This window comes from Azospirillum lipoferum 4B, from assembly GCF_000283655.1.
GTDB classification, from domain to species: Bacteria; Pseudomonadota; Alphaproteobacteria; order Azospirillales; family Azospirillaceae; genus Azospirillum; species Azospirillum lipoferum_C.
In genome coordinates, this window is sequence record NC_016585.1 from 127,371 (window position 1) to 142,572 (window position 15,202).

14 protein-coding genes are annotated in these 15,202 nt (G+C 65.0%); 9 read left to right on the forward strand and 5 right to left on the reverse strand.

Annotated elements, in window-relative coordinates; all coding sequences use genetic code 11:
- Positions 1-810 precede the first annotated feature (810 nt).
- A complete protein-coding gene (locus tag AZOLI_RS31195) occupies positions 811-1,212 on the reverse strand; it encodes a hypothetical protein (protein WP_014187907.1) in 402 nt (133 codons plus the stop codon).
- Between the two features lie 9 nt (positions 1,213-1,221).
- Positions 1,222-1,545 (reverse strand): hypothetical protein, encoded by a 324-nt coding sequence (locus tag AZOLI_RS32980; RefSeq protein WP_193353751.1) that lies wholly within the window; start codon positions 1,543-1,545, stop codon positions 1,222-1,224.
- A gap of 503 nt (positions 1,546-2,048) precedes the next feature.
- On the opposite strand from AZOLI_RS32980, the gene AZOLI_RS33265 reads away from it, so the two are divergent.
- Positions 2,049-2,750 carry a hypothetical protein gene (locus AZOLI_RS33265; RefSeq protein WP_014187909.1) on the forward strand — a complete coding sequence of 234 codons (702 nt, stop codon included), beginning with the start codon at positions 2,049-2,051 and terminating at the stop codon, positions 2,748-2,750.
- Between the two features lie 39 nt (positions 2,751-2,789).
- Here AZOLI_RS33265 and AZOLI_RS14435 read toward each other — a convergent pair whose 3' ends face one another.
- On the reverse strand, positions 2,790-3,146 hold the full coding sequence (locus AZOLI_RS14435) for a helix-turn-helix domain-containing protein (protein ID WP_012978168.1): 357 nt from the start codon (positions 3,144-3,146) through the stop codon (positions 2,790-2,792).
- Positions 3,147-3,285: 139 nt separating this feature from the next.
- Between AZOLI_RS14435 and AZOLI_RS14440 the strand changes: the two genes are divergently transcribed.
- The 4 genes from AZOLI_RS14440 to AZOLI_RS14455 all read left to right on the forward strand — a co-directional run bounded on the left by AZOLI_RS14440 (position 3,286) and on the right by AZOLI_RS14455 (position 6,377).
- Entirely contained in the window at positions 3,286-3,987 is a 702-nt protein-coding gene (locus tag AZOLI_RS14440) for a thioredoxin family protein (protein WP_014187911.1), read from the forward strand.
- A gap of 26 nt (positions 3,988-4,013) precedes the next feature.
- The gene (locus tag AZOLI_RS14445; RefSeq protein ID WP_014187912.1) at positions 4,014-5,297 is read left to right on the forward strand and encodes a CAP domain-containing protein; all 1,284 of its coding nucleotides are present in this window, start codon (positions 4,014-4,016) and stop codon (positions 5,295-5,297) included.
- Positions 5,298-5,343: 46 nt separating this feature from the next.
- Positions 5,344-5,931: a rhodanese-like domain-containing protein gene (locus tag AZOLI_RS14450; protein WP_014187913.1), complete on the forward strand. Its 588-nt coding sequence runs from the start codon at positions 5,344-5,346 to the stop codon at positions 5,929-5,931.
- Between the two features lie 263 nt (positions 5,932-6,194).
- Positions 6,195-6,377, forward strand: coding sequence for a hypothetical protein (locus tag AZOLI_RS14455; protein WP_044551308.1), 183 nt, complete (start codon positions 6,195-6,197; stop codon positions 6,375-6,377).
- A gap of 189 nt (positions 6,378-6,566) precedes the next feature.
- Here AZOLI_RS14455 and mobF read toward each other — a convergent pair whose 3' ends face one another.
- Together mobF and AZOLI_RS14465 are read right to left on the reverse strand one after the other, a co-directional pair.
- Entirely contained in the window at positions 6,567-9,833 is a 3,267-nt protein-coding gene (mobF, locus tag AZOLI_RS14460; RefSeq protein WP_014187914.1) for a MobF family relaxase, read from the reverse strand.
- Complete coding sequence (locus AZOLI_RS14465; RefSeq protein ID WP_014187915.1) at positions 9,833-10,129, reverse strand: hypothetical protein; 297 nt, start codon at positions 10,127-10,129, stop codon at positions 9,833-9,835. Before AZOLI_RS14465 ends, mobF begins: the two co-directional genes overlap by 1 nt.
- Before the next feature lie 522 nt (positions 10,130-10,651).
- Between AZOLI_RS14465 and AZOLI_RS14470 the strand changes: the two genes are divergently transcribed.
- The 4 genes from AZOLI_RS14470 to AZOLI_RS14485 all read left to right on the forward strand — a co-directional run bounded on the left by AZOLI_RS14470 (position 10,652) and on the right by AZOLI_RS14485 (position 15,176).
- A complete protein-coding gene (locus AZOLI_RS14470; protein ID WP_014187916.1) occupies positions 10,652-11,167 on the forward strand; it encodes a hypothetical protein in 516 nt (171 codons plus the stop codon).
- A 75-nt stretch (positions 11,168-11,242) separates the two neighbouring features.
- Entirely contained in the window at positions 11,243-12,082 is an 840-nt protein-coding gene (locus AZOLI_RS14475; protein WP_162488204.1) for a hypothetical protein, read from the forward strand.
- 1 nt (position 12,083) lies between these two features.
- Positions 12,084-12,818 (forward strand): hypothetical protein, encoded by a 735-nt coding sequence (locus AZOLI_RS14480; RefSeq protein WP_014187918.1) that lies wholly within the window; start codon positions 12,084-12,086, stop codon positions 12,816-12,818.
- Positions 12,819-13,124: 306 nt separating this feature from the next.
- Complete coding sequence (locus AZOLI_RS14485) at positions 13,125-15,176, forward strand: protein kinase domain-containing protein (protein ID WP_014187919.1); 2,052 nt, start codon at positions 13,125-13,127, stop codon at positions 15,174-15,176.
- Positions 15,177-15,202: the final 26 nt, after the last annotated feature.

Genomic DNA, 15,202 nt, shown 5'->3' on the forward strand with positions numbered 1-15,202 from the left:
GAAACTGGACCTGGATTGATTGACGGGGTGGCGTCCGGCTGGACCGCGGCGCCGCAGGGCGCGGCCGCGGTCCGGCCGGATGCCGCCCCGTCCACGCTCTCCTGGTCGTTCATTCCAGGTTCAGGAGGTCGGATTGATGCTGGCTCTGACACTCGGCGCCTCGCCCGCGTCCGCGCGGGCGGGTGATCGTGGTGGACGGCTCCGGCCGGTCATCGAGCGGCTCAGTCGATGATGCCGGTAGACAATACTGCTGAGTCTGCGCCGCAACCTTCTCGGCTCTCTGCGATCTCAGTCCTCGCTTCGGCCATCCTGCCGACAAGCTTTCCATGTAGTCGTAGACATTCAGCGACCCCTCCCGATGGGCGTGCCGGTCGATCTCGCGCATCACAACGTGATGGCACATTCCGCACAGGCCATACTCGCCGGCACAAAGCCACATACCGGGGCCGAGACGGTCCTGGTCCCGCCACATTCCGCAGCGGGCGCAGCGGTCCCACGGACCATCGCTGCCTGCGGTGAACTTTGTCACGGATGGCAGGGTCCGCCTCCACCATCTCCGCTGGGGAACGACATCGCCGCAAGGCCGACGCGGAATGATGCGATACTCCGGATCAAGTGTTCTGAAGCCGGAAATCACACCGTCTTTTGTCATTGCTTCTTCTCCGTTTCAACCATCGTTGTCTTCCTTGGTCATTCGGTTCCTGTGGTGGAGCCTCCTGAACTGCGCAATCTATTGGTGTCGGCGAGTGGCGACATATCTGTGCGTAGCGGTCGCCAACTCCGAACGAGATGATAGTAAACTCCCATTTACTACGTCTTCGCAGTTTGTTGATCGATGGCGGCGGCAAGCCGCATCCGTTCGTGGGCAGTTAGTGTCCACTTTTTTAACGAGTCTTCCCAATGCGGAGTATTTGGGCTGTAGCCGAAGATGTTTGAAAAGAAGTGTCCCCATTCCCACCAGTGCTTGATGTACTCATCACGATACATATCTATGGCGCTCCACATGACGGCACGGCTGATTTCGACCAGCCAATCCACGCTGGGGCCAAACGTCAGATGGCAGGTTTCACCGCCTGTGATGCAGAACGAACCATCCGATCCGATACTTGATACCAGGATCTCGACATTTCCTGGGGAACCCTGGTCTGATGAGACGGCCAGAATGCTCAATGCCACATCGCACGGTGAGCAGTTGAAGAAGGTCAGTGGCATATCCGCTATTCATATGTCTTCATCTTGGGATGGCCCAGTTGAAGGACGAGATGCTTCAATGGAAAGGAAACGACCAGGGACCGTCATCGTGGACGCTGTCTGAGACGCTGACTCGTTGGGTTGTCCCGCGCCCCGCGCCCCCGTGATGTGATCGATTGCCGCCCGGGCGGCGGGGAGATTTTCGACCAAATCCTGGTGCAAGCGGATCATAGCGTCAGCCTCCTCGGGCAACAGCGAGGCGATGGTTTCGTCCGCAAGATCCCGCTGGCGCCCCGTGAGGGGCAAACTGTCGATCACGGTGCGCAGTGCCTGGGTGCGGATCGGGTCGAGCATGGACCTCTCCTGGAAGTGATACGGTTCGATGGGCGGGGTCATGGCTTGCGCTCTCCAGCTTGGCCGACAAGGCGTCCAGACCGAGTGCTGCCGGAGGTGCTGTTCGGCTCCTGCCTGTGAAGGTCGATGCCTGGGGCGTCGAAGCGATGGCCGCACCGACCGTCAGGCAAGCCGTTCAGGAGTTGCACCCGGACGATCATCGTATCGCAAAGGCCCATAGCAGGCTCCTGTCCGTCGACGGTCGGCATTCCGCCGGCCTGAGGTGCTTGGGGCGCGCTGGCGCAGGCAAGATGCCGCAGCCTCGCACCCGAAATTGATTCCGGCTTGAACCTATATTATATAAATAAACTACGTTAATTTCGCATTCAACCCGGAATGCAGCCTTCCATCCGCCGGATGCTCCGCGCGGGCTCCGTCCCGCCGTCGGTATCGCCAGTCGCAGATGTGCCAGGAGCGCCGGATATGCCTGTGCCGGCTGCATCCCTTCAGAAGGACCCCTCTCTATGACCGTGACCGGTTACGGCCAGACCTATGCCGAGGCATTGGCCGATGCGGAATCCAAGCTCCAATCCGAACGTGACGCTGAGACTTTCGGCCAGATCGGCGGCGGCATCATCGGCCTGCTGGTCGCCGCCATCCTTAGTACAGGGTGGCTGTTAGCCAACGCGGCATTGCGTCCCATCGCCGGAGCCACGTATCTAGTTCTGGCCGGGGCGTTGATCTGGCTGGTCAACACCGTGGCCGACCTGATCCTTGGCGGATTCGAGACTGGCCTGATCGGCCTGCTCCTCCTCGTGATGGTCAAGATCGCGCTTCTCGGTCTGTTCATCGGACTCGCCTTCCAGTCGCGTTCGGCGATGCTCAGTCTGGAGCTGGTCGAGGCCCGCCTGCTCCATGGCTGCTTCGCCGCCAGCCCGGCCATCGGCATGATCCTGCATGTCCTGCTCTATGGCCTGACCGCCGTCGGTGGCTACCTCTTCGCCGCATTCCTGCTCCGGCGCGGTGCCTCGCTGATTCTGGAGCGGGAGGCCTTTGTCCAATCCTTCGGCATCGAGGACACGCTGATGACGGTGGTCAACGGCCCGGCACCGCCCTGGGCGATGGCGGCTGCCGTCATCGCGGCGGTCGTCGCCCTGGTCCGGCGACGCTATCTCCATCCCTTCGCCCGACATTTCACCCTGTTGGGACAACTGCGGTCGGCATAGGCGGTCGATTGCGCGAGGTCATCCCTCAACCAGTGCCGGCTATGGCCGCTTGCCGTCCGGACGCAGCAGGGTCAGGGCCTCGACCTGCCGGAGCGCCACCTCGGCTTCCCGGTCGCTCAGGCCGCGCAGCACCTCGCGCAGCCGCATGTCGGTGGCGGCCCGGGCCGGTGACACCACCGCCTCGCCGTCGTCGAAGAAGTCGACCAGCGGCACGTCCAGGCGGCGCGACAGGCGGTCGAGCGTCTCCAGCGCCGCTAGCACCCGGCCGCGCTCGATGTTGCTCACCGTCTCAACGCTGCGGTCGATCGCCGCAGCCACGTCCTCCTGGCTGAGGGCCCGGCTCTCGCGCAAGGCCCGCAACCGTTTTCCTATCCTACGTTTCAGGTCATCGCTCATGAGCCGGAGTTTCGTTCCGGGTGAGTGGCTTGACCACGAAACGAATTCCTATTATGCAACGATCACTTGAAATCAGGTCGAGACTGAAGCCGAACTGCGACGGCGGTCGGCCCGGACCTGCCACTGCCGGGGAGCCATCATGCCGTCCGTCTTCTCTGCTGCTGTTCGGATCGGCGCCATCCTGTTCACCGCGGCGCCGGCGTTCGCGGCTTCCGTGACGATGCTGGCGGTGTCTCCGGTCCAGGCCCAATCCTATGGCTTCGCCGCCGGCGATCGGCTGCCCGTCTTCCGCTATCACGGCGAGGATGGCATCGCCCATCGCACCGATGAGTTCCGGGGCCGCTGGTTCCTGTTCAAGCGCGGTGCCGACTGGTGCGTGCCCTGTCTGGCAGAACGTCCGGGGTTGGATGCCTTCATGCGGGTCCACCCCGAGGTCCCCGTGGTGATGATGGTGGCGGTCAGCCGGGCCAGCCCCGCCGGCGCCGACCCGCAGCGACAGATGCAGCGCGACGTCGCCCACCAGCGCAGCAACGGCTTCGACCCGCACATCGTCGCGGTCCAGGATGGTCGCCAACCGAGCCAGGACGAGTTGCCGGCGCCCAAGGAGATCGAACCGGTGCCGCTGACCGTCGTCATCGATCCCAATGGCGTCATCGCCGTGCTGTGGACCTCGACCCACCGCTACGAACGCTTCTATGAGCGCAAGGGCATCGCCGGCCGGCGGGAGCCTCGCTTCGGCGACTATGTCGAGGCGGTGCTGCTCTGCAAGGGGGCCGCCCTGTCCACCGTCGGCGAGGAGGCCCGGACGCTCGCCCGCAGCCTCGACGCCTCCTGCTCCTGATCCTGCGCTTCCGGAAAGCCACCGCCATGGTGAACATTTACACCCCCACCGCCCAGGACGGCCTGAGCAGCGCCGAGATCGTCCTCTACGACCAGTTGATGGACTACCGGGCCCAACTGGGGCTGCCGGCCATCCCGCTGTCGAAGGCTCTGACCACCACCGCGGCCCGCCATGTCGTCGACATCGCCGACAATCTCGGCACCGCGGTGTCCGACCAATTGCCGGGCGAGAACCGCGCCCATAGCTGGAGCGACGCCGCGTACAATGCCAAGGACCCGAACACCTATGGCGCCATCTGGAATGCGCCGGCGCGTCTGGGCACCGGCTATGCCGGTTACGGCTTCGAGATCCTCGCCACCGGGACCGGCAGCGTCGTACGCAGCACGCCGGAGCAGACGGCCTCCGTTCTCCTCACCGCCTGGAAGATGAGCTCCGGCCATAATGCGGTCATGACGAACCAGGGCGATTGGAAGTCCTACAGCTGGAACGCTGTCGGCGTCGCCGTCTACAAGAACTCGGCGGCGATCTGGTTCGGCCGCGAGGCCGATCCCACCGGGGGGCCTGCCATCGACGGCTTCGACCCGCTGCGCTACCTCGCGGGCAATGCTGATCTCGCCCAGGCGTTCGGCACCGACACTGCCGCCGCGCAGTCGCACTACATCCAGTTCGGTGCCCGCGAGGGCCGGTCGACGACGGCCTTCAACCCCCACCAGTATCTTGCCGGCTATGGCGACCTGATGGCCGCCTTTGGCAGCGACGCCCAGGCGGCCGAGAACCATTACATCCAGTCTGGCCTGCGGGAGGGGCGCAGCGCGACGGCGTTCGATGCGGACGCCTACCTCGCCTCGAACCCCGATCTTCTCGCCGCCTTCGGCTCCGACCGCGATGCCGCTTCCCGGCATTACATCGATTCCGGTCGAATGGAGCAGCGCCGTCTCGACGGCTTCGACGCCGCGGCCTACGAGCGGGCGAATCCCGACATCGCCGCCGCCTTCGGCGCCGACCTGACGGCGGCGACGCGCCATTATGTCGAGTACGGTTACCACGAGCATCGCAGGACCGCTATCCCGCCGTCCGCCGCCCAGGGTGCTCCGCTGGCCGGGTCGGAAGTCGACAGCTTGCAATTCTCGGCTCCGGTTGAGGAGGGCAGCTTGATACTTGGACGGCTGGCCGAGGCGCCCGCCGACCTCACCTGGGCAGCTGGAGTGCCCGCCGTTCCCCTGGCGGCCCCGCTGCCGGGGATCGGGATGGTGCCGTTCCACGGCTCCGATGCACAGAGCCTGATGCTCGCCTTCGCCGTGCCGGTCTGATGAGCATGAGCATTCTACACCGTTCTCCAATATCCATGAGGGCAGTATGACCAGATTGAAGTGGGTTGCCGTTACGCTTTGCGCCGCCACCCTGTCTCTGGCGGCCTGCCAGACCTCCCGCCCCACCGACCGTTCCCAGCTCGCCAGCATCGCCCTCACTGACAGGGTCTATGCCGACGAGGCTGCCGACTGGGGCATTTCGCCGCGCAGCACGTTGCTGGTCGGCGGCTATCACGCCCGCACGCCGACGACGGTTCCGGGCGCGCGGACCATTTCGACCGCCGATCTCTTGCGGCTGCTCACCGCCGACCCGTCGGTGGTGCTGGTCGACGTTCTGGGCGGGTCCGCACACCCGGGTCTGCCGCAGTCGGTCTGGCTGGTGGACGCGGGGCTGGGCAAGAGCTTCGACGATCCGCTGCAGGCCAAGCTCGGTGACCGGTTGGCCCAGCTCACCGGCGGCGACCGGCAGCGGCCGGTCGTTTTCTACTGCCTGTCAGCGGAATGCTGGTTGTCCTACAATGCCTCGCTGCGGGCGGCAGCGCTCGGCTATCGGTCCGTCCTCTGGTACCGCGGCGGCATCGAGGCATGGAAGGCGGCCGGGCTGCCGATGGCGCCGGCCGTCGCTGGCTGGTAGGCATCCATGACAGAACCCAACGAAGGAGATGTGAAGGTGCCGGCCGATATCCGTGATGCTTCTCAGGCTACCGGGCGACAGCGGGACGATCTGCATGAGATGGATAGCCGAAGAAGCGCCAGGACCCGGAGGTGTTCGTCGCAGGCAGGCTGCCGGCCAACCTTCTAGCGAACATCGGGGCTGCGGAATATGGCGCCCGCCCGCACACACATCGTTTGGTCAATATGGATGGCGCCACGTGAATTGGCTGCTGGAGCTTCATCATGACATCGCGAAAAGTCGCAGTCTCGGCCGATACCCTCGATGACGATCTCGACGCTGATCTGGTGGTACTGCTGCTCGCGGCGCTGAGGGTACCGCCTGACGATCAGGACCTCGCCGCGCTGGACCACCTTCTTGACGCCCCGCTCGCGAATGAATCGGATACCGCCGACAGTGTCCTGTGAAGCTTCGTCACGTCGATCTTGCTGTCGATAGCGCAAAGAACCTGCCGTGCGGCCCGTGCGGCGACTGGCGAATTGGAGGGGCCTCAGGCTCGTCCGAGGAAGGGGGCTGTGCTTTGCTCTCATGTTTTGGCGTCCTGATCTGATCCAATGTAAGCACCGTTCCATAGGTACTGGGCAGATTGGGATGGGTCACCGTTCGTCACGCCCGCTGCGACGCCGCTGCGGCTTCCTGCGGCTGACATCCGGTCCGGTGAGGTCCGGTGGAATGATTGGAGCCACCTTGTGTCCAATCCGTCGCTTTGGCTTGGCCGAGGGGGCAGGCGGCGGCGTGACAATGGGGGCGTAGCCCTCGCGCAGCCGTTCCGCCAGCGCATCGTCGGCCTGGATATCGTGGTCCGTCCAGCGACGGCGGCGTGTCTCGCAGCCGATCGCCCGGTACACCTCGTCGACCACGGATGGCGGGGCCGGATGGGTGGAGTGCTGTGTCGTTGACACTCTGATTTGCCCACCGGTGTCGCGGAGTCGTATGCGCCATCCGTTGGCGGCAATATCCAACAGGCGGTGCGGGATCGGCGCCAACCGACGGACTCCAGCGATGACCCGGGGTCTGGACGGTCCGCTGGCGCCCAGCCTCCGCTCGATGGCTTGGCGGAGGTGATCCAGCAGATCAGGCTCCGGGCCGGGAGGGTCCTCCTGCAGGGTGGCGATACCGGACGATGTACGGAATCGTTCAATCCACGTGGCCGCGCGGACGGTGCTGTGGGCATGCCGGGCACTGGCTGCCATGCGGTTGCGCAAGGTGCGCAACGCCGCCCGCAGCCCGGCGGCGGCCCGCAGGAGGCTGTCGGTGCTCGATGTCGCTTCCACTATCGGATCGGCCGATCGGCGCAGGATTGTCAAAGCGGAGTGCTGGACCGCCGGACGGGCGAGATCGGCAGCCATCCGGGCTATCACCGCCTCACGATCTGGACGACGGCGCCCGCCGCTCCGGTCGCGGATGTCGTCCTCGATCGCCGTCCGGTTGACAACTAGCCGCACGTGATGGCGATTGCGCGACAGCATCACATAGGTGGAATTGCTGGTGCCGGTCCGCGTGCCGTGAGCCATCGCCGCCCAGACGTCGTCCACCGTCAGCCCCTGGGCACCGTGCACCGTGCTGGCGTAGGCATGGCCGAGCAGGATGTGTCCGACATCTGAATCGTATAGCTGGCGGGTGCTGAAGCGAACGCGTCGGTCGTCAATTGCGACCTCCAGGTCGGCGTGGCCATCCCCGGTCGCGGCGATCGAGACGACAGTTCCCATCGTGCCGTTGATGACATCCAGTGCATTGTCCCGGCGGTAGAAGCGGATGGTGTCTCCCGGTGCCAGAGCAAGGTCATGGGCCGTGCCGCTGGCGGCGCCTGCCCGGATCAGCACTTCCGGCTGCCGGGACACGAGGCCGCGCTCCTTCAACACCGCCCGCACCTGTGCATTGATATGCCGCACCTCGGCGTTGGTTTGAGCGAGAATCAAGGTATTGCGGTCGGGATGGGTGGCGGAGAACGCGGCCCAATCGGCGACCGTGCTGTCGAGTGTGGCCTGCCACCCCTCAACGAGTCGCAGCCGGCCAGCCTCGTCCAGAGCCGCCAATGCCTTGGCCGCGTCGCCGTCACCCGCCCAGGTGGCGATGTCCCGGTCGCGAGGGTCGATCTGCCGGCGCGCCTGCCGCAGCCGGATCGAACGGCCGACGGCCCCGACTGCCAGCTCCAGGCCGGGGCCCGGACCGACCGGGGTGAGCTGGCGCCGGTCACCGGTCAGGATGACCTTGGCCTCCGCCTTGATGGCGGCGTCGAGGATCGTGCGCAGTTCCCGGGCGTCGGTCATGCCGGCTTCGTCCAGGATCAGGACCGTGTTTCGGTCCCACCGGTCGCGGCCGAGCCGCAGGTCGGTCACCCACTTCATCGTGGCGCGGGAATCGATCCCGCAATCCTCGCCAAGTTGCCGCGCGACACGCCACGCAGCGGCGGCTCCGACAACGCGGCGTCCGGCCTGTTGATAGAGGCGGGCAACGATGGTCAGGGCATGGCTCTTGCCAGTGCCGGCTCCCCCTTCGATCACGGCGAGGTCCGGACCGGTGGTGGCCTGCACCACCGCGGCGCGCTGTTCGTCGGAGAGTCGGTGCGCCTGGGTCGCCAGCACGGCATCGACGACGTGCTGGTCCAGCCTGTGTCTCGCGTTTCCAGCCAGGTGCTTGGCACCATCCTCCACCGCTTGCTCGGCGTCGATCATTGCCGGCGTGGTGTAGAGTGGCTGTCCGCGTCCATCCTCGCCGATGCAGAGAAAATTCTGCTGAAGCTGGCGCTCAACCTCGGTGGCGATGGCGTCATAGTCGCCGATCCCCTGCATCGCGACGGCCACCCGCTGCCAGATACGGGCCTCCGGCACCACGCTGCTCGTCTCGGTCACCTCGCTGGCAAGGTCCACCAAACCGTCCAGGGCCGATTGGTCGGTCAGGTTCTGACCGCTCACGAAAACCGTGTCGAGGGTGTCGGGCGGAAACCCGGCAGCAGTGGCTTCGCGGCGCCAGCGCCGGTGGCGCGCCTCGGCGGTTTCGCTGTAGTCCTTGCCACAGCGCGTCCGCAGGATGGCAACCTCCTTCTCGCGCGCATTTGCTGCGGTGCGGCCCTGTACGGTCAAATCACGGCAGGCGGCGCGCGATCGCTTCGAGAATTCGTCGATCAGAAGGAACGGCACGCCCTCGACTTCGAAGGTGTCATCAATGATGTGGATGCCGACACCCACCCGCGTGCGCAGATCGTGGGCCAATGCCGCTCGATATATGGCGCCGAGTGCCAGCTTGTTGGCGTAGAGCGGGGCGGCGTCCAGCGCCCTGGTCCTGCCATCGGGGCATGAGACCAAGTTCAAAACGAATCCATGCGTGTGTAGCTGCATGTCACCGGGTTGCGACATCTCCTGCCCATCATCGTCGCGTTCTATGGTTGGCCGGGAGGCGCCATGCTGCCAACGAGCCACAGTGATGCGGCCCGGCAGGCGCTGCTCGATGTGGCGCAAGGCGGTGTGGACGGCGTGCCGGTGGGCGTCCTCGATTTTCTGCCGGACGGGTTCCGGGCACAACGCCCACAGGAGCGAGACCGACTTCGGTGCCGAGAAAGTCATGTCGAATCCCGACACCCGCTTGGCATCTTGTCGCTCCCCCTCCTTTCGGCCTGGGACACCTGCATTGCGCACCAGCGGGCGTCCATCGCCATCGAATCCGGCATGCAGTTGCGCAAACAGCAGGGGATCGATGGTTGCACCATCGGCCACGCCGAACTGACCGCTCGGGTTGTACCAGACGCCGTCCGGCTCGGGCCCGCCGACACCTGTACGGGTGTAGTAGCCGGTCGTCGGGTCGGTTGACCAACCCAGTTCCTCCAGGTAATAGGCAGAGTTGACGGATTTCCGGATGCTCAGCATCAGCGCCTCGTCGGTGGGACGCGGCGGTCCAGCAGGGTCAGCACGCCGTCGCGGAGGTCGTCCGTCGTGGACGCGATGGCATCGGTGGCAGCGCGGATTGTCTCCATCATGGCCCTCATCTCCTGCCGCATGGACGCGATCTCGGCGCGTTCCTCCTCCAGATCCAGAGCCTGCTCAAGCAGGCGCAACATCGTACCGGCATCGGTGCCGCGTCCCCGCCGCTGGCGGACGCGTTGCATCAGGTCGTCCGGCACGTCCAGCGGGACGCGCTCGTATCCAGTCCGGATTCTGGCCATGTGATGATCTCGCTGACGTCGGTTCCCGCCCTCCATATGGGCTTGGCGCGGAACCCCGCCGAACCAGGTTTAGGCACCTCGTCCGAGCGGGCCGGCGACACATTGCTAGTCGATGAGGGTGGGCTATCCGCCGGAGCCGGGCGTCCAAATCCATCGTGACGATAGGAACCCGTTACGGCACCCTAACCAGCCGGAAAGCAAAGCCAGCAAGGGCTGGATCGTGCCGCGCCGGTACAATTCCGCATTTCAATGCACGGGTGTGTGTGAATGAATAATCATTGACTGGTCAATTCATGGTCAATAACTTGGATTTCCTCAGACCCGTTGCCGATGCTCTTTCCATCCTGTGTCGATATGCCCGCATCCGTCCCTCCGGGTACCAGGTTGCTGTTCGATCCAATGGCGCGGCCCGGCGACTCCGGCGCTGGGCCGCGCCTCCCTTCCAGATATTTCGCTCCGTCACGAGCGCGCGATGTCCGTCTCTCCCATGTCCCTGTAGGATTTGGAGGAGAGGTGCTCACGATGACGACACCCAGCTTCTGGGATGCCCGCCGGGTCGCGCAGGCCGCAGCGAAGCCGACGGTGCGTGATTTGATCCGTGCTCATCTGAAGGACATCCGTAAGGCACGCCAGGACGGCGACTCCTGGGCGGTGATCGCCGAGACGCTGGCCAGCCTGGGGGTCCGATGGAAGTCCGGAGCGCCCATCAATGGCGCGGCGCTCTGCCGGATGGTTGGCGATGTCGAGCGCCTGGACCACGGCATCCGCCGCCCGGTCGGACGACCGGGCCGGACGCAACCGTCCGCCGCTCCGATGGTAACGCGCTGCGAGCAGGGCAGCATGGCGGAATGGCAGAAGGAGGGCATCCCCATCGCTCAACCCCGACAGATCGCTCCTTCGGTGCAGGATCGGACCGCCGACACCCCCGATTACGAGCATCGCCTCTTGGAACCGCATCAACGGCGGTCGAAGGCGGTACCACCGGTAAAAAAATCACCGATTAGAGGAAAATCCGCCTTTGCCCCGACTCTGTTCTGATTGCGCCATTGGCAATCCGACTCCAAGTCCCAAGCAGGGAGGCGCGCTGACGCCGCTCCCTCTTGAATGGAGGTCATGATGACCAAGCGCATGGACAGCGTCCCGACGGCCGTCACCACCCCGGCCGAATCCCCCATGGTCCCCTGCATCGAGCCCCGGCCGCTGGTCGCCATCGTCGCCAACCAGCGCGGCGGCGTCGGCAAGACGACCATCGCCACCGCCATCGGCGAAACGCTGATTTCCCGCGGCGCCGGGGTGGGGTACATCGAGATCGAGTCAAGCGCGCGGCTGTCACAGATCTACGGCGACGCCGTCCATCGTGTGCAGCCGCCGTCTCTGCAGGAAGCCGCCGAGGATGCCTCGCGAGCGCTCGCCACCTACGACGAGATCACTGACCGGACCGCGGAGGGCAACGTCGTCATCGACGTCGGCGCTAACGAGATTGCCTCCTTCGCCGAGTGGGCGGGCTTGTCGGACTTCTCCACCGACGTGATTGACCGCGGCCACCGCCTGCTCCTGGTAGCTGTCGCAACGGCGGAGCGGGAAGCAATGACCGGTGCCTTGGACGTGCTGTATGACAAGGTCAGGGCGTTTCCGGGCGCGGAGCGGTACCTCGTCCTCAATGGCCCCCCGCGTGCAAGCTTTGAGGATTGGGTCGATCTCCAGAGGGTGGAAGGCGAGGGAATCCGGATATTGCCGATTCCACGCTGCCTGAGCGACATGTGGCGCATCGTCGATGGCAAGATTCCGATGCGCTTGGTGAAAGCCTTGAAGCTCACGCGGATGGACCTGGAGGCGGATTACGGCATGACGCGGGCCATGTCCGCCCGCGCCGTCAGGTCCTACGCCGATTGGGTGACGAAGGTCATGGCTGCGATCAGCGGCACGCTGATCGAAGAGCGGGGGACGGTCTGACATGAGCGAGGCTGGCGGCATGACCCCACACCACCTCTTCCTTGAGGAGTTGGCGCGCCGTCGGGCGGAGGTCGACCAGGACTATGTGGGTGATCGGAATCGTCTGATCTGCCATATCCGCAGCCTGCCGCCAGCCGAGCGAAGGATCTATCTCTGCAGTGATGAGGAGGTTCTGTTGCTCCCGGCGGCTGACAGGCGGGAGCTGATGGTGGAGAGCAACGTCGAATCCGAGGCCGCGGTCAGCGCTTTGCTGCGGCGGCAGAGCTGGAAAGATGCGGCTGTCTGGGCCAGCCTTCTCGCAGTTGCCGGCGTTCTTGCGATGATGTCGGGTGGTCTGGTCCAGATCTCGGCGGCTATCGACCAAGCTCTGGCCGAAGGACGGGTACCTTTGGCTGCCGAGCAGCAGATTGCTTTGCAACGGATCAATGAAATTGGAACAGCGAAATTTGTGGATGTACCTCTTGCCGAACTGCGGCAGCGGGTGGAGATGCCCCGACAGATGATAGATGTGTGGCAAAGTCTCGAAGTGAATGATGCGACATCTTCCGCAGATAAGGAGGAGCGTGAGAAGTTGCGCATCAAAGTTGTTGGCACATTTCTATATTCAATTAATACGAAAGATCCGCTTGTTCAGAAGAGAGGCGTTGATCTGTTGACTGATCTATTTGCAGATCCTGAAAGAAGGGGAGAGGTGCTGGAGAATCTCTGTCGCCAGAAAAGCTCGTCTCGCAGATAGTTGATTGAGTACCAATATTCACGCCAAGTTCGGCGCTGTGGGCAGAAGGGCAGCGGCCTCATCCACCACTTCGACCACAAGCTCAGTACGTTGCCATTTGCTATACCAATAACTGACCGATGTGAGCATTCGCAAGAGTTCACGGATTAGGGCTGTGCGGCGATATGTGTTCTCCTGGGAGCATTCCAGCGACACTCACAACGCATGACGGTGTGGTTCATATTCCTGGCATGGAATCGATCTGGAGAGCTGTTACAGCTTATGATAGGAGTTGCGCAGAGCCGTTTCTAGACAAACGATGGCTGCATGCTGCACTTCAAGGATTTCCTTCCCGCTGCCCCTCCCCCCGATGCCGCCGACCGCATGTTCATTCGGCATGACCAGGGCTTTGCCGCAGTGATCGATGGCGTTTCCGGATGCTCCTATCCGAAGCTGGCGGCGGACATGTGCGTCGAGGTGCTGGAGTCGCTCGGGTCGGAGACCCGCGACATCCCGCTCGAAGCGATCCTGGACCGCATGCACGAACGCCTGCGGAGCTTCAGCACGGCCCGGCTCATGGCCGTCGCCGCCTTGGTCCGGGCGGTCGGTGACGGGTACGAGGTCGCCACGGTCGGCAACCTTGCGCTGGTCGACGCCTCCAACCCAAAGCGCGCCCGGCTCGCCATCGAAGCGACCACCCAGCCGCTCTCCGCCCTCGGCCAGGATGGCGCTCCGCGCATCGTTACATGTACCCTGCCGATGCCCAAGGACGGCTTCCATGTGCTGGCGACGGATGGCCTGCATCCGCAACGCCTTGCCCATGCGGTCGCGCAGCATGGGGAATCGGCGACCAACGCGGACTGGCGTGCGCTCGGCGAGCGGGTGTGCACGGATTCGGACTGGAGCTTCCTCGTCTTTCCTTTCGAGCGCCGTCTGCACTTCCAGCGCGACCACTGGCCCTACGACCCCTTCGTCGGGGTGCAGGAAGGTCACGACCATGAGCGGCGCGGTCTTGCGGAGTTGGCGGACGCGCTGTTCCGCTCGAACCGCTACCCGGGTTTCCGCATCCTCGGCAGCATGACCGTGGACCGCGCTCGCGCGTCGTATCTCGCCGACGGCGTGCTCGTCATCCCCGAAGGCCTCGTGCTCCTCGAACTGAAGGACCATTGGGGGCGGATCGAGATCCCGCTGGAATCGGGCGCCGGCATGCGGACGCACCGCCGCGAGCCGGAATCCAATCCGGTGTACAAGCTCAAGAAGGCGCTGCGCCACATCAGCGGTTGGGTGCCGGACCTGCCGCTGGAGCCCTGGCAGCGCAAGATGGCCGCGGTGGTCTTCACCAACCCCGGGGCCCAGGTCTTCGGAGTCCGCGCCTCCGGGCAGATCGATGCCGCGCCGCTGATCTCCGGCGAGGTGATGGTGGCCGGCACCGCACGCTTCCCGGCGCTTCTCGCCGACTTTCTCAAACCGTTCCGGACCCAGTCGAAAGGGGGCCGCGTCCGCCTTCTCTCGCCCGCGGAGATCGAAGAGGTGGCCGGGCGGCTGGCCGCCGGGCAGGAGGAGGAGGCCGAGGATCCGGAGGCGTGGCGCATCGGATCATACAGCTTCGACCGCAAGCCGGCCCAGGAGACGGGATACCACGCGCTGCACACCGGACGGTCGAACCGCGGCAAGCCCGTTCTGCTGAAGCATTACCGTCTCAAGAGCCTGATGCGCGGCGACCGGGACGCCGCGTTGGCCGCTCTCGGCCGCGAGGCGGAGATCCTCAGCGAACTGCCGCAAGATCCCCGCCTCGAGCGCCTGTTGGGGCACGGCGAGGATGGCGATGCCTACTATGTCATCCTCGAGGCCGTGCAGTCCCCCGACCTCGACCAATGGCTGGCCGGCGACCCGCCGCGGGCCGAACGGCTCGCGATCCTGCGGGATCTGGCCGAGCTGCTTGCGCTCCTCGCGGGCGCCGACGTCGTCCACCGCGGCATCACGCCGAAGAGCTTGCGGGTACGCGACGGACGCCCCGTTCTGACCGGCTTCGAACTGGCCCGGCTCGACAGCGTGGCGACGCTGCTGGTCGACGCCCGGCGGCTTTTCGACCAGCAGTATCAGGCGCGCGAGGTGTTCGTCGGGGGAGTCCTGGGACAGGCGACCGACAGCTACAGCCTGGGTGCGCTGGCCATCCGCATGCTGGCCGGCACGCTGCCGTTCCGCGATTTCCAGGAACTCGCCGTCCGCCGCGGCAAGCCGGGCTTCTGGGAGAAGGTCGCCGCCGGCATGGCGCTGCCGCCGTCCGCTGCGGCCGACCTCAAGCGGCTGCTGTCTCCCGACCCGATCCAACGGCCGACCGGCCGCGCCCTCGTCGATCTGGTCTCGGGCTGGAGTTGAGGCGATGGCGCGGGCACCCGGATACT